The sequence below is a fragment of the Streptomyces sp. JN8 genome, from assembly GCF_055808075.1.
In genome coordinates this window covers 3,318,746-3,342,752 of the sequence record NZ_CM147852.1, presented here as the reverse complement: position 1 = coordinate 3,342,752, position 24,007 = coordinate 3,318,746, and the positions used below count along the sequence as shown (strand labels likewise).

The 24,007-nt window shown below is 72.6% G+C and carries 24 protein-coding genes; 11 read left to right on the top strand and 13 right to left on the bottom strand.

Annotation, left to right across the window (positions count from 1 at the left end; all coding sequences use genetic code 11):
• Positions 1-119 precede the first annotated feature (119 nt).
• Both ACY0MR_RS14360 and ACY0MR_RS14355 read right to left on the bottom strand, forming a co-directional pair.
• A complete protein-coding gene (locus ACY0MR_RS14360) occupies positions 120-923 on the bottom strand; it encodes a purine-nucleoside phosphorylase (protein WP_073809616.1) in 804 nt (267 codons plus the stop codon).
• Positions 924-1,133: 210 nt separating this feature from the next.
• A complete protein-coding gene (locus ACY0MR_RS14355) occupies positions 1,134-1,571 on the bottom strand; it encodes a gamma-glutamylcyclotransferase family protein (protein ID WP_361858657.1) in 438 nt (145 codons plus the stop codon).
• A gap of 225 nt (positions 1,572-1,796) precedes the next feature.
• Between ACY0MR_RS14355 and ACY0MR_RS14350 the strand changes: the two genes are divergently transcribed.
• Complete coding sequence (locus tag ACY0MR_RS14350; RefSeq protein ID WP_361858660.1) at positions 1,797-3,236, top strand: NAD(P)H-quinone dehydrogenase; 1,440 nt, start codon at positions 1,797-1,799, stop codon at positions 3,234-3,236.
• 249 nt (positions 3,237-3,485) lie between these two features.
• Positions 3,486-4,412 (top strand): DeoR/GlpR family DNA-binding transcription regulator, encoded by a 927-nt coding sequence (locus ACY0MR_RS14345; protein WP_383591490.1) that lies wholly within the window; start codon positions 3,486-3,488, stop codon positions 4,410-4,412.
• A gap of 273 nt (positions 4,413-4,685) precedes the next feature.
• Here the strand turns inward: ACY0MR_RS14345 and ACY0MR_RS14340 are convergent, their stop codons facing one another.
• Positions 4,686-5,231, bottom strand: a complete 546-nt coding sequence (locus ACY0MR_RS14340) for a TetR/AcrR family transcriptional regulator (RefSeq protein ID WP_388792954.1) — start codon at positions 5,229-5,231, stop codon at positions 4,686-4,688.
• A 101-nt stretch (positions 5,232-5,332) separates the two neighbouring features.
• A complete protein-coding gene (locus tag ACY0MR_RS14335) occupies positions 5,333-7,087 on the bottom strand; it encodes an acetyl/propionyl/methylcrotonyl-CoA carboxylase subunit alpha (RefSeq protein ID WP_404079279.1) in 1,755 nt (584 codons plus the stop codon).
• A gap of 373 nt (positions 7,088-7,460) precedes the next feature.
• Here ACY0MR_RS14335 and ACY0MR_RS14330 point away from each other — a divergent pair, with 373 nt between their 5' ends.
• The gene (locus ACY0MR_RS14330; RefSeq protein ID WP_388792956.1) at positions 7,461-7,898 is read left to right on the top strand and encodes a hypothetical protein; all 438 of its coding nucleotides are present in this window, start codon (positions 7,461-7,463) and stop codon (positions 7,896-7,898) included.
• An 85-nt stretch (positions 7,899-7,983) separates the two neighbouring features.
• Here ACY0MR_RS14330 and ACY0MR_RS14325 read toward each other — a convergent pair whose 3' ends face one another.
• The 3 genes from ACY0MR_RS14325 to ACY0MR_RS14315 form a co-directional block, all read right to left on the bottom strand.
• Positions 7,984-8,589 carry a Maf family protein gene (locus ACY0MR_RS14325; protein WP_361863082.1) on the bottom strand — a complete coding sequence of 202 codons (606 nt, stop codon included), beginning with the start codon at positions 8,587-8,589 and terminating at the stop codon, positions 7,984-7,986.
• 25 nt (positions 8,590-8,614) lie between these two features.
• Complete coding sequence (mmpB, locus tag ACY0MR_RS14320; protein ID WP_261993113.1) at positions 8,615-8,743, bottom strand: morphogenic membrane protein MmpB; 129 nt, start codon at positions 8,741-8,743, stop codon at positions 8,615-8,617.
• A gap of 71 nt (positions 8,744-8,814) precedes the next feature.
• Positions 8,815-9,516 carry a TetR/AcrR family transcriptional regulator gene (locus ACY0MR_RS14315; protein ID WP_388792960.1) on the bottom strand — a complete coding sequence of 234 codons (702 nt, stop codon included), beginning with the start codon at positions 9,514-9,516 and terminating at the stop codon, positions 8,815-8,817.
• 38 nt (positions 9,517-9,554) lie between these two features.
• Between ACY0MR_RS14315 and ACY0MR_RS14310 the strand changes: the two genes are divergently transcribed.
• Positions 9,555-10,973, top strand: coding sequence for an MFS transporter (locus tag ACY0MR_RS14310; RefSeq protein ID WP_473561021.1), 1,419 nt, complete (start codon positions 9,555-9,557; stop codon positions 10,971-10,973).
• Positions 10,974-11,044: 71 nt separating this feature from the next.
• Here ACY0MR_RS14310 and ACY0MR_RS14305 read toward each other — a convergent pair whose 3' ends face one another.
• Together ACY0MR_RS14305 and ACY0MR_RS14300 are read right to left on the bottom strand one after the other, a co-directional pair.
• The gene (locus ACY0MR_RS14305; protein WP_055603833.1) at positions 11,045-11,257 is read right to left on the bottom strand and encodes an acyl-CoA carboxylase epsilon subunit; all 213 of its coding nucleotides are present in this window, start codon (positions 11,255-11,257) and stop codon (positions 11,045-11,047) included.
• 33 nt (positions 11,258-11,290) lie between these two features.
• Entirely contained in the window at positions 11,291-12,883 is a 1,593-nt protein-coding gene (locus ACY0MR_RS14300; RefSeq protein WP_388792964.1) for an acyl-CoA carboxylase subunit beta, read from the bottom strand.
• Positions 12,884-13,017: 134 nt separating this feature from the next.
• Between ACY0MR_RS14300 and ACY0MR_RS14295 the strand changes: the two genes are divergently transcribed.
• The 4 genes from ACY0MR_RS14295 (at position 13,018) to ACY0MR_RS14280 (ending at position 17,385) form a co-directional block, all read left to right on the top strand.
• Entirely contained in the window at positions 13,018-13,869 is an 852-nt protein-coding gene (locus ACY0MR_RS14295) for a biotin--[acetyl-CoA-carboxylase] ligase (protein WP_361863293.1), read from the top strand.
• 261 nt (positions 13,870-14,130) lie between these two features.
• The gene (locus ACY0MR_RS14290; protein ID WP_473561018.1) at positions 14,131-15,273 is read left to right on the top strand and encodes an adenylate/guanylate cyclase domain-containing protein; all 1,143 of its coding nucleotides are present in this window, start codon (positions 14,131-14,133) and stop codon (positions 15,271-15,273) included.
• A 60-nt stretch (positions 15,274-15,333) separates the two neighbouring features.
• The gene (locus ACY0MR_RS14285; protein WP_473561016.1) at positions 15,334-16,128 is read left to right on the top strand and encodes an enoyl-CoA hydratase/isomerase family protein; all 795 of its coding nucleotides are present in this window, start codon (positions 15,334-15,336) and stop codon (positions 16,126-16,128) included.
• Positions 16,129-16,209: 81 nt separating this feature from the next.
• Positions 16,210-17,385: a GGDEF domain-containing protein gene (locus tag ACY0MR_RS14280; protein ID WP_404079272.1), complete on the top strand. Its 1,176-nt coding sequence runs from the start codon at positions 16,210-16,212 to the stop codon at positions 17,383-17,385.
• Positions 17,386-18,254: 869 nt separating this feature from the next.
• Here the strand turns inward: ACY0MR_RS14280 and ACY0MR_RS14275 are convergent.
• From ACY0MR_RS14275 to ACY0MR_RS14265, 3 genes are all read right to left on the bottom strand, one after another.
• Positions 18,255-19,343 carry a hypothetical protein gene (locus ACY0MR_RS14275; RefSeq protein WP_473561014.1) on the bottom strand — a complete coding sequence of 363 codons (1,089 nt, stop codon included), beginning with the start codon at positions 19,341-19,343 and terminating at the stop codon, positions 18,255-18,257.
• Between the two features lie 143 nt (positions 19,344-19,486).
• On the bottom strand, positions 19,487-19,759 hold the full coding sequence (locus ACY0MR_RS14270) for a hypothetical protein (RefSeq protein WP_473561011.1): 273 nt from the start codon (positions 19,757-19,759) through the stop codon (positions 19,487-19,489).
• Positions 19,756-19,995: a hypothetical protein gene (locus tag ACY0MR_RS14265; protein ID WP_473561009.1), complete on the bottom strand. Its 240-nt coding sequence runs from the start codon at positions 19,993-19,995 to the stop codon at positions 19,756-19,758. The genes ACY0MR_RS14270 and ACY0MR_RS14265 overlap by 4 nt, the downstream gene beginning before the upstream one ends.
• 166 nt (positions 19,996-20,161) lie before the next feature.
• Between ACY0MR_RS14265 and ACY0MR_RS14260 the strand changes: the two genes are divergently transcribed.
• Both ACY0MR_RS14260 and ACY0MR_RS14255 read left to right on the top strand, forming a co-directional pair.
• Positions 20,162-20,962: a helix-turn-helix domain-containing protein gene (locus ACY0MR_RS14260; protein ID WP_473561007.1), complete on the top strand. Its 801-nt coding sequence runs from the start codon at positions 20,162-20,164 to the stop codon at positions 20,960-20,962.
• Complete coding sequence (locus ACY0MR_RS14255; RefSeq protein WP_473561005.1) at positions 20,955-21,140, top strand: DUF397 domain-containing protein; 186 nt, start codon at positions 20,955-20,957, stop codon at positions 21,138-21,140. The genes ACY0MR_RS14260 and ACY0MR_RS14255 overlap by 8 nt, the downstream gene beginning before the upstream one ends.
• 1 nt (position 21,141) lies before the next feature.
• On the opposite strand, the gene ACY0MR_RS14250 is transcribed toward ACY0MR_RS14255, so the two are convergent.
• A complete protein-coding gene (locus ACY0MR_RS14250; protein WP_404079263.1) occupies positions 21,142-22,176 on the bottom strand; it encodes a hypothetical protein in 1,035 nt (344 codons plus the stop codon).
• A 235-nt stretch (positions 22,177-22,411) separates the two neighbouring features.
• Here ACY0MR_RS14250 and hutH point away from each other — a divergent pair, with 235 nt between their 5' ends.
• Positions 22,412-23,953 carry a histidine ammonia-lyase gene (gene hutH / locus ACY0MR_RS14245; RefSeq protein WP_404079700.1) on the top strand — a complete coding sequence of 514 codons (1,542 nt, stop codon included), beginning with the start codon at positions 22,412-22,414 and terminating at the stop codon, positions 23,951-23,953.
• The last annotated feature ends 54 nt before the right edge of the window (positions 23,954-24,007 follow it).

Here is a 24,007-nt window from a genome sequence, read left to right as displayed (position 1 = left end):
CGCCCTCCGGGCGTGTCCTCGGACGCCGGACGGGCTGAGGATCCAGCCCCGCCGGCGTCCGAGGCGCGGGGTCCGGGGCGGAGCCCCCGGTTCGGGAAGGGGCGGGGCGCGACGGGAACTCAGATCCGGTCGAGGACCCGCGTCAGCAGCTCGCCCATCCGCGCGGCCGAGTCGCGACCCGCCTGAAGGACCTCTTCGTGGTTCAGCGGCTCGCCCGAGAGCCCCGCCGCCAGGTTGGTGACCAGGGAGATGCCGAGGACCTCGGCGCCCGCCTCGCGGGCGGCGATGGCCTCCAGGACGGTGGACATGCCGACGAGGTCGCCGCCGAGCACGCGGACCATGTTGATCTCGGCCGGGGTCTCGTAGTGCGGGCCGGGGAACTGCACGTAGACGCCCTCTTCGAGGGTCTCGTCGACCTCCTTGCACAGCGCGCGCAGCCGCGGCGAGTACAGGTCGGTGAGGTCCACGAAGTTCGCGCCGACGATCGGGGAGGCGGCCGTCAGGTTGAGGTGGTCGCTGATGAGGACCGGCTGGCCGGGGCGCATGCCCTCGCGCAGGCCGCCGCAGCCGTTGGTCAGGATGACCGTCTTGCAGCCGGCGGCGACCGCGGTGCGGACGCCGTGGGCGACGGAGGCGACGCCGCGGCCCTCGTAGAAGTGGGTGCGGCCGAGGAAGACGAGCGCGCGCTTGGCGCCGATCTTGTACGAGCGGACCTTGCCGCCGTGGCCCTCGACGGCGGGCGGCGGGAAGCCGGGGAGGTCGGTCACCGGGAACTCGGCCTCGGGGGCGCCGAGGGCGTCGACGGCGGGCGCCCAGCCCGAGCCCATGACCAGGGCGACGTCGTGGTTCTCGACTCCGGTCAGCTCGCGAAGACGTGCGGCAGCGGCCTCGGCGGCCTCGTACGGGGTGGCAGTTGCGTTCACTGACTCTCTCGCCTCGGGGAGGGGGGTCCGAGGCGGGCCCCGGACGGATTTGATACGCGCAGAAGCGTAGCCGGAGATTGCCTACGCGCGTAGATGACGATGCCGACGGACATGCGATCGTTGTCTTGTCGTTTCCGACGAACGACGCAGCGGAAGAGTCACCTCCCTGCCTCGGCGGTTCCCACACCCCCGGCCGGCTCCGCGCCGGCGTCAGCAGGGACGCTTGCGCAACTCCATCACGTAGTCGTGCGGAGCGCCCGCCGACTCGGCCGCGTCGGCCACCTCGCCCAGGTAGCGGGCCGACGGCAGCCCGCCCTCGTAGGCGTTCAGGACGTAGACCCAGGCCGGCTCCTCGCCGTCCAGGGTGTGCACCCGGACGCGCATGCGGCGGTAGATGTCGAGCCCGACGCCCTCCCAGCGGTCCATGGACTCCTCGTCCATCGGCGCGATGTCGTACAGCGCCACGAAGACCTGGGAGCGCGGGGCCTCGACGATGGTGGCCAGCGCGCCGTCCCAGCCCATCTGCTCGCCGCCGAAGGTGAGCCGCCAGCCGGTGAGCCAGCCGGTGCCGCGCAGCGGGGAGTGCGGTGCGCGGCGGCTCATGAGCCGCGCGTCGAGGTTGCCGGCGAAAGCGGCGTAGAGCGACATGGGACCGAGGGTACGGGAGGGGGCGGGGTGACCGGAGAACGCCGAGGTGACGGCCGCGGGGCAGGTCCGCGGGGGCGTCCACCCCTACGGAGGACCCGGCGTGAGGCCGCGCCGGGCGTGCGGGAGAATGGGGTACGCACTTGAAGCGTGCGGGACAATGGCGTACGCACTGCATCCCAGCGGGGGGACCCCCCGGCAGAACGAGAGCGCGAGGCGTAGATCCCAGTGACCCGGATCGTGATCATCGGCGGCGGACCCGGCGGATACGAGGCGGCCCTGGTGGGCGCCCAACTCGGCGCGGAGGTGACCGTCGTCGACTGCGACGGCCTCGGCGGCGCGTCCGTCCTGACCGACTGCGTCCCCTCCAAGACCCTGATCGCCACCGCCGAGGTGATGACCACCTTCGACTCCTCGTACGAGGAGCTCGGCATCATCGTCGCGGACGACACCCCGCACGTCGAGCAGGCCGCCCGGGTCGTGGGCGTGGACCTCGGCAAGGTCAACCGACGGGTGAAGCGGCTGGCCCTGGCCCAGTCGCACGACATCACCGCCTCCGTCACCCGGGCCGGCGCCCGGGTGCTGCGGGGGCGCGGGCGGCTCTCCGGCCGGCAGGCGATGGACGGCTCCCGCCAGGTGGTCGTCACGGCCGCCGACGGCACCGAGGAGACGCTGACCGCGGACGCCGTGCTGATCGCGACCGGCGGCCACCCGCGCGAGGTGCCGGACGCCAAGCCGGACGGCGAGCGCATCCTGAACTGGACGCAGGTGTACGACCTCAAGGAGCTCCCGGAGGAGCTCATCGTGGTCGGCTCCGGTGTGACGGGTGCCGAGTTCGCCGGCGCCTACCAGGCCCTCGGCTCCCGGGTCACCCTGGTCTCCTCGCGTGACCGGGTGCTGCCCGGCGAGGACCCGGACGCCGCCGCCGTCCTGGAGGACGTGTTCCGCCGCCGCGGCATGAACGTCATGGCCCGCTCCCGTGCCGAGTCCGCGAAGCGGGTCGGCGACCGGGTCGAGGTCACCCTGGCGGACGGCCGGGTCATCTCCGGGACGCACTGCCTGATGGCGGTCGGCGCGATCCCGAACTCGGCCGGAATGGGTCTGGAGGAGGCGGGTGTCCGACTGAAGGACTCCGGTCACATCTGGACCGACAAGGTCTCCCGCACGACCGCGCCCGGCGTGTACGCGGCGGGCGACGTGACCGGTGTCTTCGCGCTCGCCTCGGTGGCCGCGATGCAGGGCCGCATCGCCATGTACCACTTCCTCGGCGACGCGGTGGCCCCGCTCAACCTGAAGACGGTCTCGTCGAACGTCTTCACCGACCCGGAGATCGCCACCGTCGGCTACACGCAGGCCGACGTGGACGCGGGCAAGATCGACGCCAAGGTGGTCAAGCTGCCGCTGCTGCGCAACCCGCGCGCGAAGATGCAGGGCATCCGGGACGGCTTCGTCAAGATCTTCTGCCGCCCCGGCACCGGCATCGTGGTCGGCGGCTGCGTCGTCGCCCCGAAGGCGAGCGAACTGATCCATCCGATCTCGATCGCGGTCGACAACAATCTGACGGTCGAACAGATCGCAAATGCTTTCACGGTGTACCCCTCCCTGTCGGGTTCGATCGCGGAAGTGGCACGGCAGTTGCACACCCGGAAGGCCGCGGGCGAGGTCTGACCCGCCTCCGGGCGGTCGCCCGGTACGCGGCCCCCGCCTGCGGGAACGGTTCTCCCACTCGGACAACCCCCGTCAAGGCGGGGCATAGTCAGGGCCCGCCACGGGTCAACGGCGGGGCCTCTCATACCACTTGGAGGCCCCGTCTGTGTGCATCTTCTGCAATTCGGCGCATAGTGCTGAAAAGTATCGGCCGGTCACGTTACTGTCAGTTTCGTGTTCGCTGCAGAACGTCGCCAGTTGATCCTCGAAATGGTGCGAGCCAATGGGGCCGTGTCGCTCCGCGAGCTCGCCCGCGTCGTCCAGACCTCTGAGGTGACCGTACGGAGAGACGTACGGGCCCTTGAGGCAGAAGGACTCCTCGACCGCCGCCACGGCGGTGCGGTGTTGCCGGGCGGATTCACGCGAGAATCCGGCTTCCCGCAGAAATCCCATCTCGCGACCGCGGAGAAGACGGCCATCGCCGACGTCGCCGCGAGCCTCGTCGAAGAAGGCGAGGCCATCGTCGTCGGCGCCGGGACGACCACGCAGGAGCTGGCCCGCCGGCTCGCCCGCGTGCCCGGCCTGACCGTGGTCACCAACTCGCTCCTGGTCGCCCAGGCCCTCGCGCACGCCAACCGGGTCGAGGTCGTCATGACCGGCGGCACCCTGCGCGGCTCCAACTACGCCCTGGTGGGCAGTGGTGCCGAGCAGTCCCTCCAGGGGCTCCGGGTCTCGCGCGCCTTCCTCTCCGGGAGCGGACTCACCGCGGAGCGCGGCCTCTCCACGTCCAACATGCTCTCCGCGAGCGTGGACCGGGCGCTGGTCCAGGCGGCGGCCGAGGTCGTGGTCCTCGCCGACCACACCAAGCTCGGCTCCGACACCATGTTCCAGACGGTGCCCACGGACGTCATCACCCGCCTGGTGACCGACGAGCCGCCCGCCCACGACGACCGGGCCGCCACCGAGCTCCAGGCCCTCGCCGACCAGGGCGTGCAGATCGCCGTCGCCGGCACGGGCGCCGCGGGCGGCCCCGCGGGCGGTGACCAGGTCCCCCCGGGCGCCCGGCCCCGCCGTGACATGCCGCTCCCGGTGCAGCGCGGCCGCATGGCGGCGGGCCAGTTCCGGGGGCCGGGCGGAGGGATGGCCGCCGAGACGCTGGAGCGCACCGCGCGGGTCGCGGACATGCGGCGCCGCTAGGGGGTGTCTTGTCGATCAGGCCGGATCAGGGAGCGGGGGCTGGTGCCGTGGATCGCAAGGCGGAGGAGGGAGGCATGGCGGAGCCATGCCGACCGACGACAACGCGGCGAGGCGCGGCACCAGCCCCCGCGAGCCCGGCCTGATCGACAAGACACCCCCTAGGGGGCAGGCTCCCGTCCGCCCCGCGACGACAGACCCCGGCAGCTCGGGGGCCCTCCCCCAGGGGTCCCGCGCGCCGTCGCCGAGCCTCGCCGCCGACCCGGCGGGCTCGTCTCAGTCCTTGATGCCCCGAAGCGTCAGCGCGAGCAGGCGGTCCGCCAACTCCGCGTCCTCCGGGCACTGTTCCGCCGCCAGCGCGATCGCGTTGGTCAGCTGCATCAGGTCGCCGATCGACACGTCGGCGCGCACCTGACCCGCCTCCCTGGCGCGTCCGAGCAGCCGCTCGCCCGCCGCGCGCAGCGGCTCGCTGCACTGGGCGAGCGCCGAACTCCGGTCGTACGAGGCGGACATCAGCGCGTGGGCGAGCCCGCGGTACTCGCCCGCGTGGGCGATCAGCGCCCGCAGCCAGTCCACGAGCGCCCGGCACGGCTCCTCGGCCTCCGCGAGCTCGGCCGAGCGGTGCAGCAGCTCCGCCAGGGCCTCCTGGAAGACCGCGCTGAGCAGTTCGGCCCGGGTGGGAAAGTGGCGGTAGAGGGTGCCGATGCCCACGCCCGCGCGGCGTGCGATCTCTTCGAGGGGCGCGTCGGCGCCCTGTCCGGCGAAGGTGGCGCGGGCTTCGATGAGCAGCCGTTCGTGGTTGCGTCGTGCGTCGGCTCGCATGGCTGGTGGATCGCCCTCCCCTCGACGAAGGGCCCGCAGGCGGCTGCCTGCGGGCCCTTCGTACCGTACTCGGTGACCGTCGGCCGGTCTCCGGTCCTGCGTCAGTCCTTGATGTCGCAGATCGCCGCGCCGGAGGTGATCGAGGCGCCGACCTCGGCGGTCAGGCCCTTGACGGTGCCGGAGCGGTGCGCGTTGAGCGGCTGCTCCATCTTCATGGCCTCCAGGACGACGATCAGGTCGCCCTCCTTGACCTCCTGGCCCTCCTCGACCGCGATCTTCACGATCGTGCCCTGCATCGGGGAGGCGAGGGTGTCGCCGGAGGCGGCCGGGCCGGACTTCTTGGCGGCGCGGCGCTTCGGCTTCGCACCGGCCGCGAGGCCCGTGCGGGCCAGCGTCATGCCGAGCGAGGAGGGCAGCGAGACCTCCAGGCGCTTGCCGCCGACCTCGACCACGATGGTCTCGCGGCCGGACTCGTCCTCGTCGGCGTCGGCGCCGGCCGGGGCGAACGGCTTGATCTCGTTGACGAACTCGGTCTCGATCCACCGGGTGTGGACCTGGAACGGGTCGGCGGTGAAGGCGGGGTCGACGACGACGGCCTGGTGGAACGGGATGGCCGTGGCCATGCCCTCCACCTTGAACTCGGCGAGGGCCCGCGCGGCACGCTGGAGGGCCTGCTCACGGGTGGCGCCGGTGACGATCAGCTTGGCGAGGAGCGAGTCCCAGGCCGGGCCGATGACGCTGCCGGACTCGACGCCCGCGTCCAGACGGACGCCGGGGCCGCTCGGCGGGTCGAACAGGGTGACCGTGCCGGGGGCGGGCAGGAAGCCGCGGCCCGGGTCCTCGCCGTTGATGCGGAACTCGAAGGAGTGACCCCTTATGGCCGGGTCGTCGTAGCCCAGCTCCTCGCCGTCGGCGATCCGGAACATCTCGCGGACCAGGTCGATGCCGGAGACCTCCTCGGTGACCGGGTGCTCGACCTGGAGGCGGGTGTTGACCTCCAGGAAGGAGATCGTGCCGTCCGCGGCGACGAGGAACTCGACCGTGCCGGCGCCGACGTAGCCGGCCTCCTTCAGGATCGCCTTCGACGCCGCGTACAGCTCCGCGTTCTGCGCGTCCGTCAGGAACGGCGCGGGGGCCTCCTCGACGAGCTTCTGGTGGCGGCGCTGGAGCGAGCAGTCACGGGTGGAGACGACGACCACGTTCCCGTGGGTGTCGGCGAGGCACTGGGTCTCGACGTGGCGGGGCCGGTCGAGGTAGCGCTCGACGAAGCACTCGCCCCGGCCGAAGGCCGCGACGGCCTCGCGGACGGCGGAGTCGTACAGCTCCGGGACCTCCTCCAGGGTCCGCGCCACCTTCAGGCCGCGACCGCCGCCGCCGAAGGCGGCCTTGATCGCGATGGGCAGCCCGTGCTCCTCGGCGAAGGCGACGACCTCGTCGCTGCCGGAGACCGGGTCGGGGGTGCCGGCGACGAGCGGGGCGCCGGCGCGCTGCGCGATGTGACGTGCGGCCACCTTGTCGCCCAGGTCGCGGATGGCGTGCGGCGGCGGGCCGATCCAGGTCAGGCCGGCGTCGAGGACGGCCTGCGCGAACTCCGCGTTCTCGGAGAGGAAGCCGTAGCCGGGGTGGACCGCGTCCGCGCCCGAGTCCTTGGCCGCCTGCAACACCTTGGCGATGTCCAGGTAACTGGTCGCCGGGGTGTCACCGCCCAGAGCGAACGCCTCGTCAGCCGCCCGGACATGCAGGGCATCCCGGTCCGGCTCGGCGTACACGGCCACGCTGCCGATACCCGCGTCCCGGCACGCCCGGGCCACACGGACAGCGATTTCGCCACGGTTGGCGATGAGCACCTTGCGCACGATGGCTCCCTCCTTGAAACAAGCTGAGTTTAGGGACTGCCGACACGGCCTTTCGACCCGTCCCCAGTGGTGAGCTTGCCCACACGGAGCGTGACCTCGGGCCTGCTCGGGTCGTGAATTCCCTTGTCGCACCACGGTACGCAGGGTTCCTTTACGGCACAGTAGCTCCGAGGTGTGGCGCAGGTCTCTGTTCGCGCGGCCAGTCGCCATTCGGGTTTCTTTGTCGAGTCCCTACGAATGGCCCAATGATTCTTTGCCCTGGCGTCCGCCGTCGCCGGTCGTGCGCACACTCTTGTCCAGGGGTTTACCGGCCAGTAGCCTTCGCGCAGTCGATCGTACTGTCGGTAACAGTCGTATCCAGGGGGTGGCCGAGGTGGCCCGCAGACCGATAGCTCTCGTGACGGCGGCGGTGCTCTTCCTGGAGGCGCCGGGGATCGTCGCGGTCAACGCCGTGATGGCGCGCTTCGTGAAGATCCAGACGATGTCCCTCGACGGCATGGACCCGGACGCGATGTACGCGGGCACCTGGGCGCTCGGCATCGCCTCCGGGATCGCCCTCGCGCTGTGCGGCCTCGTGGCGCTCGTCGCCGGTCTTCGCGACCGACGTCCCGGGCGCGTCGGCCGGGGTCTGCTGATCGGGTGCGCGGTCGTGCACGGGATCCTCGGCGCGGTCACCGTCGGCCTGATCGGCTGGGGCGCGTTCGGCTTCATGATGCTCGTGCTCGGGCTGATCGTGCTCACCCTCGTGGCGTACGGCAAGGGGGACGAGAAGGGTGCCGGGCCCCGCGAGGGGGCGCCGGTCCCGGCGTAGTCGCCGCCGTCCGGCTGCGGAGGGACCGGCGTTCGCGGGGCGCGAGGGCGGCCGCCGGGGAGGCCGGCGGCCGCGCGACGGGCCGTCAGGCCCAGAGGTCGGTGATCTGCACGCCCAGCTTCCCGAGCAGGGTGCGCAGCAGCGGCAGGGACAGGCCGATGACGTTGCCCGGGTCGCCGTCGATGCCGTCGACGAAGGGGGCGGAGCGGCCGTCCAGGGTGAACGCCCCCGCCACGTGCAGCGGTTCGCCGCTGGCCACGTACGCGGCGATCTCGGCGTCGGTGGGCTCGCCGAAGCGGACGACGGTGGAGGCCGTCGCCGACTCGTGGCGCTTGGCGGCCGTGTCGTACACGCAGTGGCCGGTCTGGAGGATGCCGACGCGGCCGCGCATGGCCTTCCAGCGCGCGGTGGCCTCCTCGGCGTCCGCCGGCTTGCCGAGGGCCTGGCCGTCGAGCTCCAGGACCGAGTCGCAGCCGATGACCAGGGCGCCGAACGCCTCGGGGCGCGCGGCGACATGGGCGGCCTTCATCTCCGCGAGGGTGAGGGCGAGCTCGGCCGGGGTCGGGGCGTGCACCTTCTCCTCGTCGACGCCGCTCACGATCACCTCGGGCGCGAGCCCGGCCTGCCGGAGCAGGCCGAGCCGGGCGGGGGAGGCGGAGGCGAGGACGACACGGCGCGGATCAGCAGTCATGGGGGCAGCGTAGTCAGTCGCGGGCTCAGCGTGCGCTGACCGCGAACATCGCCACCACCATCGCCAGTGCCAGCAGGACGCCCGCGCGGCGGAGCATCGCCTGCATGTCGCGCATGAACTTCGGCGGCTGGTTCTTCGGGTCGGACCACAGCATGCCTCCGATCCTGAGGGCGGGGCGGGCGGAACGCCTGAGTACGGATACTCAGGCGCCCCGGTGCCGGGGGACTATTCGCGGACGGCCGGGGGGCCGCCGGCCGGCCGGGTCCCGGTGAACACGCCGTCCCGGGCCGCCGCGAGCGCGGCCGTGACGGCCCGCTCCGCCACGTCCGCCGTGATCTCCTCGCGGGTGACCGCGAAACGGTAGTAGAGCGGCGCGGAGACGGCGCGGAGGAGTTCGGTCGGGTCGGTGCCCGCCGGGACCTCGCCGCGGGCCGCGCCCTTGGCGACGACGGGCGCCCACTCGCCGAGCCGGGTCCGGTAGAAGTCCGCGAGCGCGTGCGCGCAGTCCTCGTCGCAGGCGGCCGCCGCGATGACCGCGTGGAAGACGGCGCCCATCCGTGCGTCGGTGAGGGTGGCGCGGACCAGTTCGGCGTTGGCCCGGAGGTCGCCCGCGAGGCTGCCGGTGTCGGAGGCGGGCAGGGACTGCTCGGCCATGTCGTGCAGGAGGTCGGTGACCAGGCCGACGGGGGAGCCCCAGCGGCGGTAGACGGTGGTCTTGCCGACGCCCGCGGTGGCGGCGATGCGGTCCATGTTCAGGGCGTGGAAGCCGGTGTCGGCGAGTGCGTCCCGGGTGGCGTCGAGGACGGCCCTGCGGACCTTCGCGGTGCGGCCGCCGGGGCGCAGGGTGCCGGGCGAGGCCGGCTGGCTCTCAGTCAAATGGGTCTCCTGTTCCATTAACGCCATCGACTCTGCTACGGTACGGGACATCTTAACGGAACCAATCTCCCATTAAGGGGTCGGTACGCATGGTTGCCCTGGATCACCCCGAGCCCGTCGAACAGACCGCGGCGCCCGCCGCCGGGCCCGCCGACGCACGCATGACCGGACGGATGCGGCTCGTCCTCGTCGTCCTCCTCCTCGCCCAGTTCATGCTCGCCGTCGACTTCTCGATCCTGAACGTCGCGCTGCCCGCCATCGGCGAGGGACTCGGCTTCACCCTCGGCGGCCTCCAGTGGATCGCCACCGCCTTCGCCCTCGCGGCGGCCGGATTCACCCTGCTCTTCGGGCGCGTCGCCGACCTCGTCGGACGCCGTCGGCTCTTCCTCGGCGGCATGGCGCTCCTCGGCGTCTCCTCACTCGTCGGCGGACTCGCCACCGGTCCCGAGATGCTGATGGCCGCCCGCGTCGCCCAAGGCCTCGCCACCGCCGCCGTCACCCCCGCCGGGCTCTCCCTGCTCACCGCCTCCTTCCCCGAGGGCCCGCTGCGGGCCCGCGCGCTCGGACTGAACGGCGCCCTCATGTCCGCCGGCTTCACCACCGGCGCGATCCTCGGCGGCGTCCTCACCGACCTGCTCTCCTGGCGCTGGGCGTTCCTCGTCAACGTCCCGGTGGCCCTCGCCGTCCTCCTCGTCGCCCCCGCCGTCCTCGCCGAGAGCCGCCCGGCCGTCCGCCCCCGCCTCGACGTCCCCGGCGCGATCACCGTCACCGGAGGCCTCCTCGCCCTCGTCTACGGCCTGACCGTCAGCGGCGAGCACGGCTGGACCGACCCCACCGCGCTCACCGCCCTCGCCGCCGGCGCCGCGCTCCTGGTCGCCTTCGTCCTCGTCGAGCGCCGGGCCGCGGCCCCCCTCGTGCCGCTCCACGTCCTCAAGCGGCGCACCGTCGTCTGGGGCAACCTCGCCGGGCTCGTCGCCTTCGTCACCGAGACCTCGCTGGTCTTCCTGATGACGCTCTACCTCCAGGACGTCCTCGACTTCTCCCCCCTCGCCGCCGGCCTCTCCTTCGGCGTCCTCGGCGCCGGCACCGTCCTCGGCGGCGTCTTCGCCTCCCGCTTCATCGGCCGCTTCGGCGCCCGCACGGCCCTCGTCGCCGGCGGACTGCTCCAGGCGGTCGCCACCCTCTCCCTCTACGGACTCGGCGAGGGGCAGGGCAGCCTCGGGCTGCTGCTCGCCGCGACCTTCGCGGGCGGCGTCGGCAACATGCTCGCGATCGTCGGCTTCATGGTCACCGCCACCTCCGGGATCCCCGACCACGAGCAGGGCACGGCGACCGGCCTCGCGACCATGACCCAGCAGATCGGCATCACCATGGGCACCCCGATCATGAGCGCCGTCGTCGTCACCTCGCCCGTGCTCCTCGACGGCATCGGCCTCGCGGTCCTCGTGAACGCGGCCCTCGTCGCCGCCGGAGCCGTCCTGTCCGGCCTCTTCCTGCGCCGTACGTGACGGGTGGGGGACGCGCGAAGGGCCGGACTCCCACGGGGGGAGTCCGGCCCTTCGCGCCGTTCCACGACCGGCTACACCGGCCAGTACGACCGCGCCCACGCCCGCGGACCCGGCCGGTGACGCACCGACCGCGCGATCCGCGACGGGTCCGACCAGCCCTCGGGCACCGCCGGGCCGCCGCTCCCGGCGGACGCCGCCGCCGTCGCCGCGGCCCGCGCCTGAACCACCGCCAGTGCGGCGGCCAGCTCCTCCGGCGTCGGGTTTCCTCGTACGACCTTGATCATGTCGACTCCTTGCAGCGTCACGTCCGGGGAGGCCTAGAGCGGGATGTTGCCGTGCTTCTTCGGAGGCAGGGATTCCCGCTTCGTCCGCAGCTGACGCAGCCCCTTCACGATCTGCGGGCGCGTGTCCGACGGCAGGACCACCCCGTCGATGTACCCGCGCTCGGCCGCGATGTACGGGTTGAGCAGCGCGTCCTCGTACTCCTGCATCAGCCGCGCCCGCTCCGACTCCTGGTCCTCCGCCTCCGCGATCGTCCGGCGGTGCAGGATGTTCACCGCGCCCTGCGCGCCCATGACCGCGATCTGCGCCGTCGGCCACGCCAGGTTCAGGTCGGCGCCCAGGTGCTTGGAGCCCATCACGTCGTACGCGCCGCCGAACGCCTTCCGCGTGATCACCGTGATCAGCGGCACCGTGGCCTCCGCGTACGCGTAGATCAGCTTGGCGCCGCGCCGGATGATGCCGCCGTACTCCTGGTCCACGCCCGGCAGGAAGCCCGGCACGTCCACGAAGGTCAGCACCGGGATGTTGAAGGCGTCGCAGGTGCGCACGAACCGCGCGGCCTTCTCGGACGCGTCGATGTCCAGGCAGCCCGCGAACTGCATCGGCTGGTTGGCGACCACGCCGACCGGGAAGCCCTCCACCCGGCCGAAGCCGGTCAGGATGTTCGGCGCGAACAGCGCCTGCGTCTCCAGGAACTCGCCGTCGTCCAGGACGTGCTCGATGACCCGGTGCATGTCGTACGGCTGGTTCGCCGAGTCCGGGATCAGCACGTCCAGCTCGCGGTCCTCGTCCGTCACCTCGGTGTCCGCGACCTCGGGGAAGGCCGGCGCCTCCGAGAGGTTGTTCGACGGGAGGTACGACAGCAGGGACTTCACGTACTCGATGGCGTCCTTCTCGTCCCCCGCCATGTGGTGCGCCACGCCCGACGTCGCGTTGTGCGTGCGCGCGCCGCCCAGCTCCTCGAAGCCCACGTCCTCGCCGGTCACCGTCTTGATGACGTCGGGGCCCGTGATGAACATGTGCGAGGTCTGGTCGACCATGACCGTGAAGTCGGTGATCGCCGGCGAGTAGACCGCGCCGCCCGCGCACGGCCCGACGACCAGCGAGATCTGCGGGATGACACCGGAGGCGTGGGTGTTGCGGCGGAAGATCTCGCCGTACATGCCGAGCGCGCTCACGCCCTCCTGGATGCGGGCGCCGCCGGAGTCGTTGATGCCGACGACGGGGCAGCCCGTCTTCAGCGCGAAGTCCATCACCTTGATGATCTTCTGCCCGTACGTCTCGCCGAGCGCGCCGCCGAAGACCGTGAAGTCCTGCGAGAAGACGGCCACGGGCCGCCCGTCGACCGTGCCGTAGCCGGTGACGACACCGTCTCCGTACGGACGGTTCTTCTCCAGGCCGAAGTTGGTCGACCGGTGCCGGGCCAGCTCGTCCAACTCGACGAAGGACCCCTCGTCGAGGAGCAGCGCGATCCGCTCGCGCGCGGTCAGCTTGCCCTTCGCGTGCTGCTTCTCCACCGCACGCTCCGAGCCGGCGTGTGTGGCCTCGTCGATACGGCGCTTGAGGTCCGCGATCTTGCCCGCGGTCGTGTGAATGTCGATCTCGTACTGCTCTGCCGGCTCGGACATCGGGATGCGGCTCCCTGCCTGGTCACGGGGGGTTCGTTGACTACGAATGGGCTACTGCTGCCCTACTGAGCCGTAGCGTATCCACGCCGATACGGTTCGGCACTGCGGTCTTTGCCACACCTACTCTGGCTTGCATGACGTCCTCCCAAGGCTCCGGCGGCCCCTGGTCCGACCTCGACCGGCCCCCGCTGAACGCCCCCGCACTGCGCCGCGCCCTCGTCCTCCCCGACGGCCTGTGGACCTCCCTCGACGTGGTCACCGGCACCGGATCCACCAACAGCGACCTCGCCGCCCGCGCCGACGAGCTGCCCGAGGGAGCCGTCCTCGTCGCCGAGGAGCAGACCTCCGGACGCGGCCGCCTGGACCGCACCTGGACCGCGCCCGCACGCTCCGGACTCTTCCTCTCCGTCCTGCTCAAGCCGCAGGTCCCGGTCCACCGCTGGGGCTGGCTCCCGTTGCTCACCGGCGTCGCGGCCGCCACCGGCCTCGCGAAGGCCGCCGGAGTCGACATGTCCCTCAAATGGCCCAACGACCTGCTGGTTTCCGTGGCGGGCGAGGAGCGCAAGGCCGGCGGCATCCTCGCCGAGCGCGCGGGCGCGGACGCCGTCGTCGTCGGCCTCGGCATCAACGTCACCCTCCGCGAGGACGAGCTGCCCGTCCCCGCCGCCGGCTCCCTCCTCCTCGCCGGAGCCGTCTCCACCGACCGCGACACCCTCCTGCGGGCCGTCCTGCGCTCCCTCGGCGAGTGGTACGGCGACTGGGTCCGGGCCGACGGGGACCCCGCCGCGTCCGGCCTCCAGGCGACCTACGCGGCAGGCTGCGCCACCCTCGGCCGGCGCGTCAGGGCGGACCTCCCGGGCGAGCGGATGCTGGAGGGCGAGGCGGTCGCCCTGGACGGCGACGGACGCCTGGTGGTCGCCACGGAGGGCGGCGGCACCGAGGCGGTCGGCGCGGGCGACATCGTCCACCTGCGGGCGGCCGGCTGACCCGCCGGACCCGCCCCGCCGGGGCCCGGCCCCGCACGCCGGCGCACCCGGCCGCGGGGCCGGGCCCGACACGCGCGGCGCCCTCCGCGGCCGGACGCCCCGGGGGCCCGCGTGCAGCGGGTCCCCGCACGATCCGCGACCGCGAAACAGGGGCGAAAGCCGTAAGCGCGTGAGCCAAGCCACACCTGCCGTATCGTGGACCGCGATCCAGGGCGACAGATCGGCAGGGCAAGTGGGCAGGGAACGGGCAGGAGGCGGCCGGTGACCGTCGACGACGAGAACGAGGGCCGAGCGCCCGAGGCCCCCGCGTACCCCACCCCCCATCACGAGGTCGACCACACGGCCGAGCCGAGCGACGATCCGCTCGCCATCCGCCTCGAACAGCTCATCCTCGGTGCGGACCGCCGCTACACCCCCTTCCAGGCCGCCCGCACGGCCGGCGTCTCCATGGAGCTCGCCTCCCGCTTCTGGCGCGCCATGGGCTTCGCCGACATCGGCCAGGCCAAGGCGCTCACCGAGGCCGACGTGCTGGCCCTGCGGCGCCTCGCCGGCCTCGTCGAGGCCGGGCTGCTCAGCGAGCCGATGGCGGTCCAGGTCGCCCGCTCCACCGGGCAGACCACCGCACGGCTCGCCGAATGGCAGATCGACTCCTTCCTGGAGGGTCTCACCGAGCCGCCCGAGCCCGGCATGACCCGCACCGAGGTCACGTATCCGCTGGTCGAGCTGCTCCTGCCCGAGCTGGAGGAGTTCCTCATCTACGTGTGGCGGCGCCAGCTCGCCGCCGCGACCGGTCGGGTCCTCGTGCAGGCCGCCGACGACGAGGAGATGGTCGACCGGCGGCTCGCCGTCGGCTTCGCCGACCTCGTCGGCTTCACCCGGCTGACCCGCCGCCTGGAGGAGGAGGAGCTCGGCGAACTCGTCGAGGCCTTCGAGACCACCTGCGCCGACCTGGTCGCCGCGCACGGCGGCCGGCTGATCAAGACCCTCGGCGACGAGGTGCTGTACGCGGCCGACGACGCCGGCACCGCCGCCGAGATCGCCCTGCGCCTCATCGAGACGCTCAGCCACGACGAGACGATGCCCGCCCTCCGCGTCGGCATCGCCTTCGGCACCGTGACGACCCGGATGGGCGACGTCTTCGGCACCACCGTGAACCTGGCGAGCCGCCTCACCTCGATAGCGCCGAAGGACGCCGTCCTCGTCGACGGCGCGCTCGCCGAGGAACTGTCCAGGACCGGGGAGGCACCCGTCTCGGAGACGGAGGCCGCCGAGGAGGCCGCCCTCGCGGAGAAGGAGGGCCGCAAGGCCGCCACCTACCGCTTCGCCCTCCAGCCGATGTGGCAGCGGCCCGTCCGCGGCCTGGGCGTCGTCGAACCCTGGCTCCTGACCCGCCGCCCCACCTAGGATCTCCGGTGAACGTCTGTTAACAGCCGTTAACAGACCTTGACCGGGAGGGTGTGCGGCATGTCCGAGCAGCGCTTTGGTGAGTTCGTCGTGGTCAGGAAGGACGGGGACGGACACGTCGCCGAGCTGGTCCTCGACCGGCCCAAGGCGATGAACGCCGTCTCCTCGGAGATGGCCCGCTCCCTCGGAGCCGCCTGCGCGGCGCTCGACGCCGACGCCTCCGTCCGCGTCACCGTGCTGACCTCGTCGAACGACCGGGCCTTCTGCGTCGGCGCCGACCTCAAGGAGCGCAACTCCTTCACCGACGCCGAGCTGGTACGCCAGCGGCCGACCGCGCGCGCCGCCTACACCGGCGTCCTGGAGCTGCCCATGCCGACCGTCGCCGCCGTGCACGGCTTCGCCCTCGGCGGCGGCTTCGAGCTGGCGCTCGCCTGCGACGTGATCGTGGCCGACGCGACCGCCGTGGTCGGCCTCCCCGAGGTCTCCGTGGGCGTCATCCCGGGCGGCGGCGGTACGCAGCTGCTCCCGCGCCGAGTGGGTGCGGCGCGCGCCGCCGAGCTGGTCTTCACGGCCCGCCGGGTGGAGGCCGCGGAGGCCCGTGAGCTGGGCCTGGTCGACCTCCTGGAGGAGGACGCGCGGACGGCGGCCCTGGAGCTGGCCGGCCGGATCGCGGCGAACTCGCCGGTCGGGCTCCGGGCCGCGAAGAAGGCCATGCGGCTGGGGCAGGGCCTGGACCTGCGGGCGGGCCTTGAGGTCGAGGACGCGGCCTGGCGTTCGGTGGCGTTCTCCGGGGACCGTGCGGAGGGCGTCGCGGCCTTCAACGAGAAGCGGAAGCCGAACTGGCCCGGGGAGTGATTTCCTACGGTTCCGTAGCGATTGTCACGCACGGTGATCCCCCGGAGGGGAAAACGCCCCAAACCTCCCTAAGCTGGAGGAATGGGTGAGGACGGACGGCTGCGGGCCGTAGTGGCGCTGGCGCAGGGGATGGCGGCGGCGCACACTCCACGCGAGTTCTGGCGGGCGGCGGCGCTCGGGTCCTGCGAGGGGCTCGACGGGACCTTCGCCGCCCTCTCCGTCTGGCAGCGGGACCACGGACGTCTCAAGGTCCTGGTGAACGCCGGGGAGCGGGCCCCGGGCGAGGAGGAGTTCCCGGACTCGGAGACGTATCCGGTGCACCAGTTCCCCGAGATCACCGAGTTCCTGCACGAGCAGTGGGCGGGCGGCGGCGCCCCGTCCGCGTGGGTGGAGACCGCCGACGACCCGGTGCGGACCGGGCGGGTCGCGGGGCTGCGCCGACGCGGGCGGGGAAGCTGTGTCGTGGCCCCGATCGTGCTGCACGGGCGCGCGTGGGGGGAGCTGTACGTGGCCCGGCTGCCGCAGGCGAAACCTTTCGCCGCCGCGGACGCCGACTTCGCCACGGTGCTGGCGGCGGTGGTCGCGGCGGGCATCGCCCAGGCGGAGCGCCTGGAGGAGGTCCGGAAGCTGGCCTTCACCGACCCGCTCACCGGACTCGCCAACCGGCGGGCGGTCGACACCCGCCTGGACGAGGCCATCGAGCGCTACCGGGTGGACGGGTCGGTCGTCAGCCTGATGGTCTGCGACCTGAACGGCCTGAAGCGGGTCAACGACACGCACGGCCATGCGGTCGGCGACCGGCTGCTCGAACGCTTCGGCTCCGTCCTGTCGCGCTGCGGGGCGATGCTGCCCGGCGCGCTCGCCGCCCGGCTGGGCGGGGACGAGTTCTGCCTGCTGACGGTCGGCCCGACGGCGGACGAGGTGGTGGCGGTGGCCGAGGAGCTCTGCGTACGGGCGGCCGAGCTGGAGCTGGGGGAGGGCGTGGCCTGCGGGGTGGCGTCCACGGGCGACCCGATCGGCCCGCTGAGGTCGGCCCGCCGGCTGTTCCGCCTCGCGGACGCGGCCCAGTACCAGGCCAAGGCGGCGCGCTCGGCGAAGCCGGTGGTGGCGGGCCGGGACGGCACGGTCATCCGCCTCGCGGACGCCCCGCCGGGGGCGCGGGACCGCCGCCGCTTCCGCGACGCGCCGCCGGTGGGACTGCCGGGTGAGGGGGCGGGGGCGGACGAGGGGGAGGCGTCGGGGGAGGCGGGTCCTTGAGGCTCTGGGGGTGACGGTCCGGTTCCAGCTCGGGTGCGGCCGCCCTCGTTCCGAGTGTGGCGGCCTCCACCACCGCGTCAAGGGCGCTCCCTGCGGTCGCGTCGCTGCGCGATGGGCTGCGCCCACCCTTGACCCGGCGCCGGAGGCCGCCTTTTCACACTCGGAGGGCGGCCGGGGGCGGGGCCGCGCGTTCGGCCCGGGCAGTGGCCGCTCGACGCGTGCGTCGGTCGGCCGGTGGGTGGGGGCTTGGTCAGCGGCGGGGGCGGGTGGGCTTCCGTCGGGTTGGTTCGGGGTGCGCGGTTGTTGAATGGGGTGGCCCGGCGGCGCTTAGCGGGTGACCGACGTCCTCAGGCTGGGACTCAAGCCCCGCTGGTCACCCTTGGTGGGTGGTGAGGAGCAGTCGGCGAACGTTTCATGCAGTTTCATCGCCCGAAATGGGCGATTGGCCCCGAATGGGGCTTAACTCAGGGCCTCTTACCCGGAGTAGTGCGCAGTTTCGTTCGTCTACCCCCCACCGGGAGTGACCAGCGGGGCCTGAAGCCCGACCACGCACGACCGCAACCCGCTGAGCCGGACCCCGACCGCCCCATTCGACGACCGCGCACCCCGAACCGGCGGACGCAGGTCCACCGGCCTCGGCCGCGAACCAAGCCCCCACCCACCGGCCGGCACACGCGAGCGGCGAGGAACGCTGCCCGAAGCCAGGCGTGGACCCCGGCCCCCGGACCGCCCTCCGAGAGTGTTTTCGCTCCTGGAGGTGGTGGGTCAAGGGTGGAGCGCAGCGGAATCGGCGAAGCCGACGCGACGAAGGAGCGCCCTTGACGCACCGCCGGAAGGAGCGACTCTCGGAAAGAGGGCGGTCCCACCCGTCACTCGCGCACCCGGCCCGCCCTGAGAGGCTCCCCGAGGCACCCGGCGCAGAAGGTCTCGTCGGCCACCGGCCGGAAGAGCATGGGGTGGGTGTGCCCGTCGCCCGCGCACTCCCGCGTGCCTTCCAGGCGCGACGAGAGTCGGGAGCCGGACGCCGGGGGAGTCGGCGCGGGCCGCGGGAGCGCGCGGGGCGGGACCTCCCGGAGCAGGTACCGCACGAGCCCACCGGGCCGCTGTACGGGAGTTCCCGCGCCGGGCAGCCCGCGCAGGACGTGTTCATGAACATCCGCCGAGCTGTACCCGGCGGCCAGCCAGCGGGCCGCGAGCCGGGTCAACTCCTCGCGCATTCCCGGCGGGATATGTCGGAGCGCGGGCGAGAGGAGGTGCAAGGAACCCACGAGCGCGCGGGCTTCGTCGAGTTGCGCGACTGGTCGCGTCACGTCCGCGACTTCGTCCTCGGGCCGTGTCACCCCCGCGACTCCGTCGACGGCCTCGGACGACTCCGCCCCGAACTCCGAACCCATCCCCGGCCCACCCGCACCCGCACCCGCCCCGCCCCCCGGCGGTTCCGGTTCTGCCTCCTTCTCCACCTCCGCCTCCGACCTCGTAACGGACTCCGGCGGAAGGTCGGAGGTGTAGGCCCTGCGGTCTTTCTCTGGATGACCGTCGGTCGACGGGGGCATCGGCTGACCGACGGCCGGGACCGCGTTACCCGGTGCCACCTGCGAGTACACCCGCTCGACCCCGCTGTGGGCGGGCATGCGGGCGAAGATCTTGGATGCTTCCTCGGGCCGTAGCGGGGTGCTGGACACAAGCTGCTGGGTGACCCAGAGCCCGCCGCCCACCTGCACCCGCCGCTCGTGCACGTACCCCTCGGTCCTGAGCTGGCGCTTGGCGGTGATGAAGGAAGTCGCGCCGATCCGTGCGCGTTTGGCGGTCTCGGACAGGGTTTCCCGCGCTTGGCCGGGAAGGGAGAGCTGCCAGGTGAGCAGGCGCGTGGCGTCTGAGCCGAGCCGCGGGTGCCTGATGATCTCGTGAGAGAACTGGCTGAAGGCGCGAGAGGGCGCGATAAAGTGCCGATAGATCACGGGTGGGTGCTTTCCACTGGTGGTTCAGGCCCTCGCGACGGGTTCCAGCCGTTTGCGGGGGCCGCTTTGCTGTGAACGTAATGCACGCGCATATGCCGAAACCGACACACCGGGTGAGGATCGCCCGTATGAGTGACGGTCGGTCACCGAACCTGAAGGCCGTCTTCCGGTTCCGCGTCTCCGTCGCCCCCGATGCCCTCGCCCCGCGTGGGCGACGTGCTGATGACGCGTACGGCTCCCTGCGGCGTCAGGCTCGCCCGTTCCTCCGGACTCGCCGTCCAGCACTCGTCCGCCGCCGCCTCCCAGAGGTGGCCGCTGGGGCGGGCCAGGGTCAGCAGGTTCCCGTGCACGGACCGCACTCGCCCGGTGAGTGCGCGCTGCGCGTCGGTCACGACGTCCCCGATCTTGTACCTCACGGAGCGTCCCGCCGGGCGTCACGGAGGAGGGCGGTCAGCCGCTTCGCGCCGGTCACGCCGACGACCCCGAGCCCGTACCGGTGAACGTCGCCGCCGGGGGAGCGGGTCACGTCCCGGTAGAGGCCGCTGGTGGAGAGCCCGGCGGTGTCCATGGCGGCCTTGAGGTCCCGGAAGACCTGTGCGGCCTCGGACTCGGAGACGGGGCGGATGGGAGGTGGGGTGGGGGGTGTGCGCATGGAGGGCTCACTTTCCGGTGGATCTCCTCGGGATCACCCCCACGATGGCGTGTGCGGCCCTACGCTCACCAGGAGTTGGGTGCCATTGCGCAGGTGAGGAACGGGGCATATGCCAGGGGCGCAAGATCTGGACCCCGGGGACAGTGTCGAGCAGTACCTCGGGAGCATGCTCCGCGAGGCGCGGATGGCGCTGGGGCGTGAGTGGACGCAGTCGCGTCTCGCGGCGACCGTCTTCAGTAGCAGTACGCGGATCTCGGAGATCGAGCGCGGTGAGGACCCGCCGGATCGGGAACTGGCGAGGAAGCTGGAAGTCGCCCTTCACCTCCCGCCCGGCTCCTTGGTGAACCTCGTGAAGATTCTGAGTCGGCAGACTGTCCGCCACTACGTGAAGGTCCTGAGTCGACAGAGCGTCAGAAGCTACGCGAAGACCTATATGCACCGTCAGCTCGAAGCTGATGCGATCCATGAGTTCTCGTCGGGAGTGCCAGGACTGCTACAGACCGGGAGCTACGCACGGGGACTGATGGAGCGAGGTGCCGCAGGTACTCCGGCCCAGATCGACGGGTTCGTTCGAACCCGATTGGAGCGACAAGTCGTACTCAGGCGGTCTGAACCGCCGTGGATGGTGGCCGTGTTGGACGAAGCGGGCCTGCGCCGCAAGGTCGGCGGAAGCGAGGCGATGCGGGAGCAGGTCGAGCATCTGGTCTCCATGGCTCAGCGCCCGAGCGTGAACATTCACGTACTCCCGGCGAAGGCGGCCTCTGTGATGGGGTCCTTCGCGCTTCTGACCCTTCCCGAAGGGAAGCGAGGCGCCTACACGGAAGGGTTCAGTACGGGCAACTACACGGAGGATCACAAAGTCGTGATGCGCTTCCAGCGCGCCTACGACCTTCTGTGGCAGGACGCCCTGGGCGCCAGGGAGTCCATGGAGCTGATGCGTTCCATAAGGATGGAGCACGATGACTGAGTCGAACTGGCACAAGAGCACGTACAGCGGCGACAACGACAACTGCATCGAGGTCGCCGACAACGCCCCCGGCATCGTCCGCGTCCGCGACACCAAGGACCGCGCCAGGGGCGAGCTCACCGCCACCCCCGCCGCCTGGACCGCCTTCACCGCCTTCGCGCGGACCCGCGCGCTCTGACCTACTGCACGCTCCACCGCGCCGGGTGCCCCGGATCGGCGGGGCAGGCGAAGACGTTCAGCTCGCCGTGGTTGCCTGCGACGACCGCGGTGGGCAGGGCCGCCACGCGGGGGTGGAGGCCCTGCTCCTCCAGCGGGGTCCAGCTTCCGCTGCCGCCGTCCCACTCGGACGAGTCGACGGTCAGCAGCAGGTGCAGGGGGGTCGCGCAGGTCGTGCAGTCCATCGGGTACGGGTCCGTCGTGTGCCAGGACGCGTACCCGCCGGCCCGCCAGCCGGGCGGGATCGACAGGTCGTACTGGTAGCCGACGGGGTCGGCCTCCTCCTCGCCGTCCTCCCGTTCCTCGGCCTCCTCCTCCAGCGCCTCCTCCCAGGCGTAGATCCGTTCGCACAGCTCCTCGGGCAGCAGCCCCGCGAAGGGGTACGTGGCCACCTGCTCCGGGTGCAGCACGCAGGGCTCCGGTACGTACCCCTCGTAGCCGACGACGTCCGGGACGGGCGGCGCCGTCAGCGGGTCGGTCACCTCCGACGCCCTCCGCCAGCGCACGTCCAGCGACATCCCGTAGCCGGTGGGGCCGTGGGCGTCGAACGGGCACCAGAAGACCTGGAGCAGGTCGGTGCCGTCCGGCCCCGCCGGCAGGTCCGGCACGTCCCTCGCGTACAGCTGCGCCAGGCCGATCATCGGCACCGGGTCGTTCTCGCCGGCCCCCGGCACCCGGTGCTCGCGCTCCAGTTCCCCGACGATGCGCCGTTCCTCCTCCGTCAGGCCCTCGTACGGCGTCCGCGCGTACGCCGCGGCCATGACCTCGCGCCCGCGGCGGATGTCCGCGGGCCGCCGCCCGCGCCCGCGTTCGTGGGCCTCGGTGCACACCGGCCACGGTTCGTCCGCGGGCCACAGCACCGGCCCGCCGACCGAGCTGTCCGACACGCCGGGACGTCCCGGCCGCGGATGCAGGCGGGTGGTCGTGCCCCGGTGGGCGGCCAGCTCGGGGAAGAGCGCTTCGACGTCGAGCGGGCGCGGCGGCGTGGTTCTCGTCATGGGGTGACCCTAGGACGGCTCCCTCAGGCCCCTCCACGGCGTCCCCCGGCGTCGCCTCCCGTGCCGCCGCCGCCCCCGGGCGGCAGACTGGGACCCCGCCGCTGCCCACCCGCCGGGCAGCCCCGGTCCATGCTGTCGGCGCTCACGGTTCCGTAAGGGTCCGCCCCCCGCCGGGCCGGTGACAGTTCCCCTAGTGACAGGCCGGTCTTCAATCCGTAGGGTGCTGAATATGGATATGCAGACAGTCGTCCTCGGCACGTCCGGCACGACCCCGCAGGACGTCATCGACGTCGCCCGCCACGGCGCCCGCGTCGAGCTGTCGCCCGAGGCCGTGGAGGCCCTGGCCGCCGCCCGCAACATCGTCGACGCGCTCGCCGCCAAGCCCGAGCCCGTCTACGGGGTCTCCACCGGCTTCGGCGCCCTCGCCACCCGGCACATCGGCCACGACCTCCGCGCCCAGCTCCAGCGCAACATCGTCCGCTCGCACGCCGCCGGCATGGGCCCGCGCGTCGAGCGCGAGGTCGTCCGCGCCCTGATGTTCCTGCGGCTCAAGACCGTCGCCTCCGGCCACACCGGGGTCCGCCCCGAGGTCGCCCAGACCATGGCGGACGTCCTCAACGCCGGCATCACCCCGGTCGTGCACGAGTACGGCTCCCTCGGCTGCTCCGGCGACCTCGCGCCGCTCTCCCACTGCGCGCTCGCCCTGATGGGCGAAGGCGACGCCGAGGGCCCCGACGGCGAGCTGCGGCCCGCCGGCGAACTGCTCGCCGCCCACGGCATCGCCCCCGTCGAGCTCAAGGAGAAGGAGGGCCTCGCCCTCCTCAACGGCACCGACGGCATGCTCGGCATGCTGATCATGGCCCTCGCCGACCTCGACACCCTCTACAAGTCGGCCGACATCACCGCCGCGCTCTCCCTCGAAGCCCTCCTCGGCACCGAGAAGGTCCTCGAACCGGAACTGCACGCCATCCGCCCGCACCCGGGCCAGGCCGCCTCCGCCGCCAACATGCTCGCCGTGCTCAAGGGCTCCGAGCTCACCGGCCACTTCCAGAGCGGCGAGGCCCCCCGCGTCCAGGACGCCTACTCGGTCCGCTGCGCCCCGCAGGTCGCCGGCGCCGGCCGCGACACCATGGCCCACGCGCTGCTCGTCGCCGAGCGCGAGCTGGCCGCCGCCGTCGACAACCCGGTGGTCCTCCCCGACGGCCAGGTCCGCTCCAACGGCAACTTCCACGGCGCCCCCGTCGCGTACGTCCTCGACTTCCTCGCCATCGCCGCCGCCGACCTCGGCTCCATCGCCGAGCGCCGCACCGACCGGCTCCTCGACAAGAACCGCTCGCACGGCCTGCCGCCCTTCCTCGCCGACGACGCCGGCGTCGACTCGGGCCTGATGATCGCCCAGTACACCCAGGCCGCCCTGGTCAGCGAGATGAAGCGGCTCGCCGTCCCGGCCTCCGCCGACTCCATCCCGTCCTCCGCCATGCAGGAGGACCACGTCTCCATGGGCTGGTCCGCCGCCCGCAAGCTGCGTACCGCGATCGGCAACCTGAACCGGATCATCGCCGTCGAGCTGTACGCCGCCACCCGCGGCATCGAACTCCGCCACGGACTGTCCCCGGCCCCCGCCTCCGCCGCGGCCATCGAGGCGCTGCGCGCGGCGGGCGTCGAGGGCCCCGGCCCGGACCGGTTCCTCGCCCCCGACCTGGCCGCCGCCGACGCCTTCGTCCGCGAGGGCCGCCTGGTCGCCGCGGTCGAGCCGGTCACCGGACCGCTCGCCTAGGCGAGGAGTCCCGCACACGACGCGAGGGCCCGCCCCGGACTGTCCGGGGCGGGC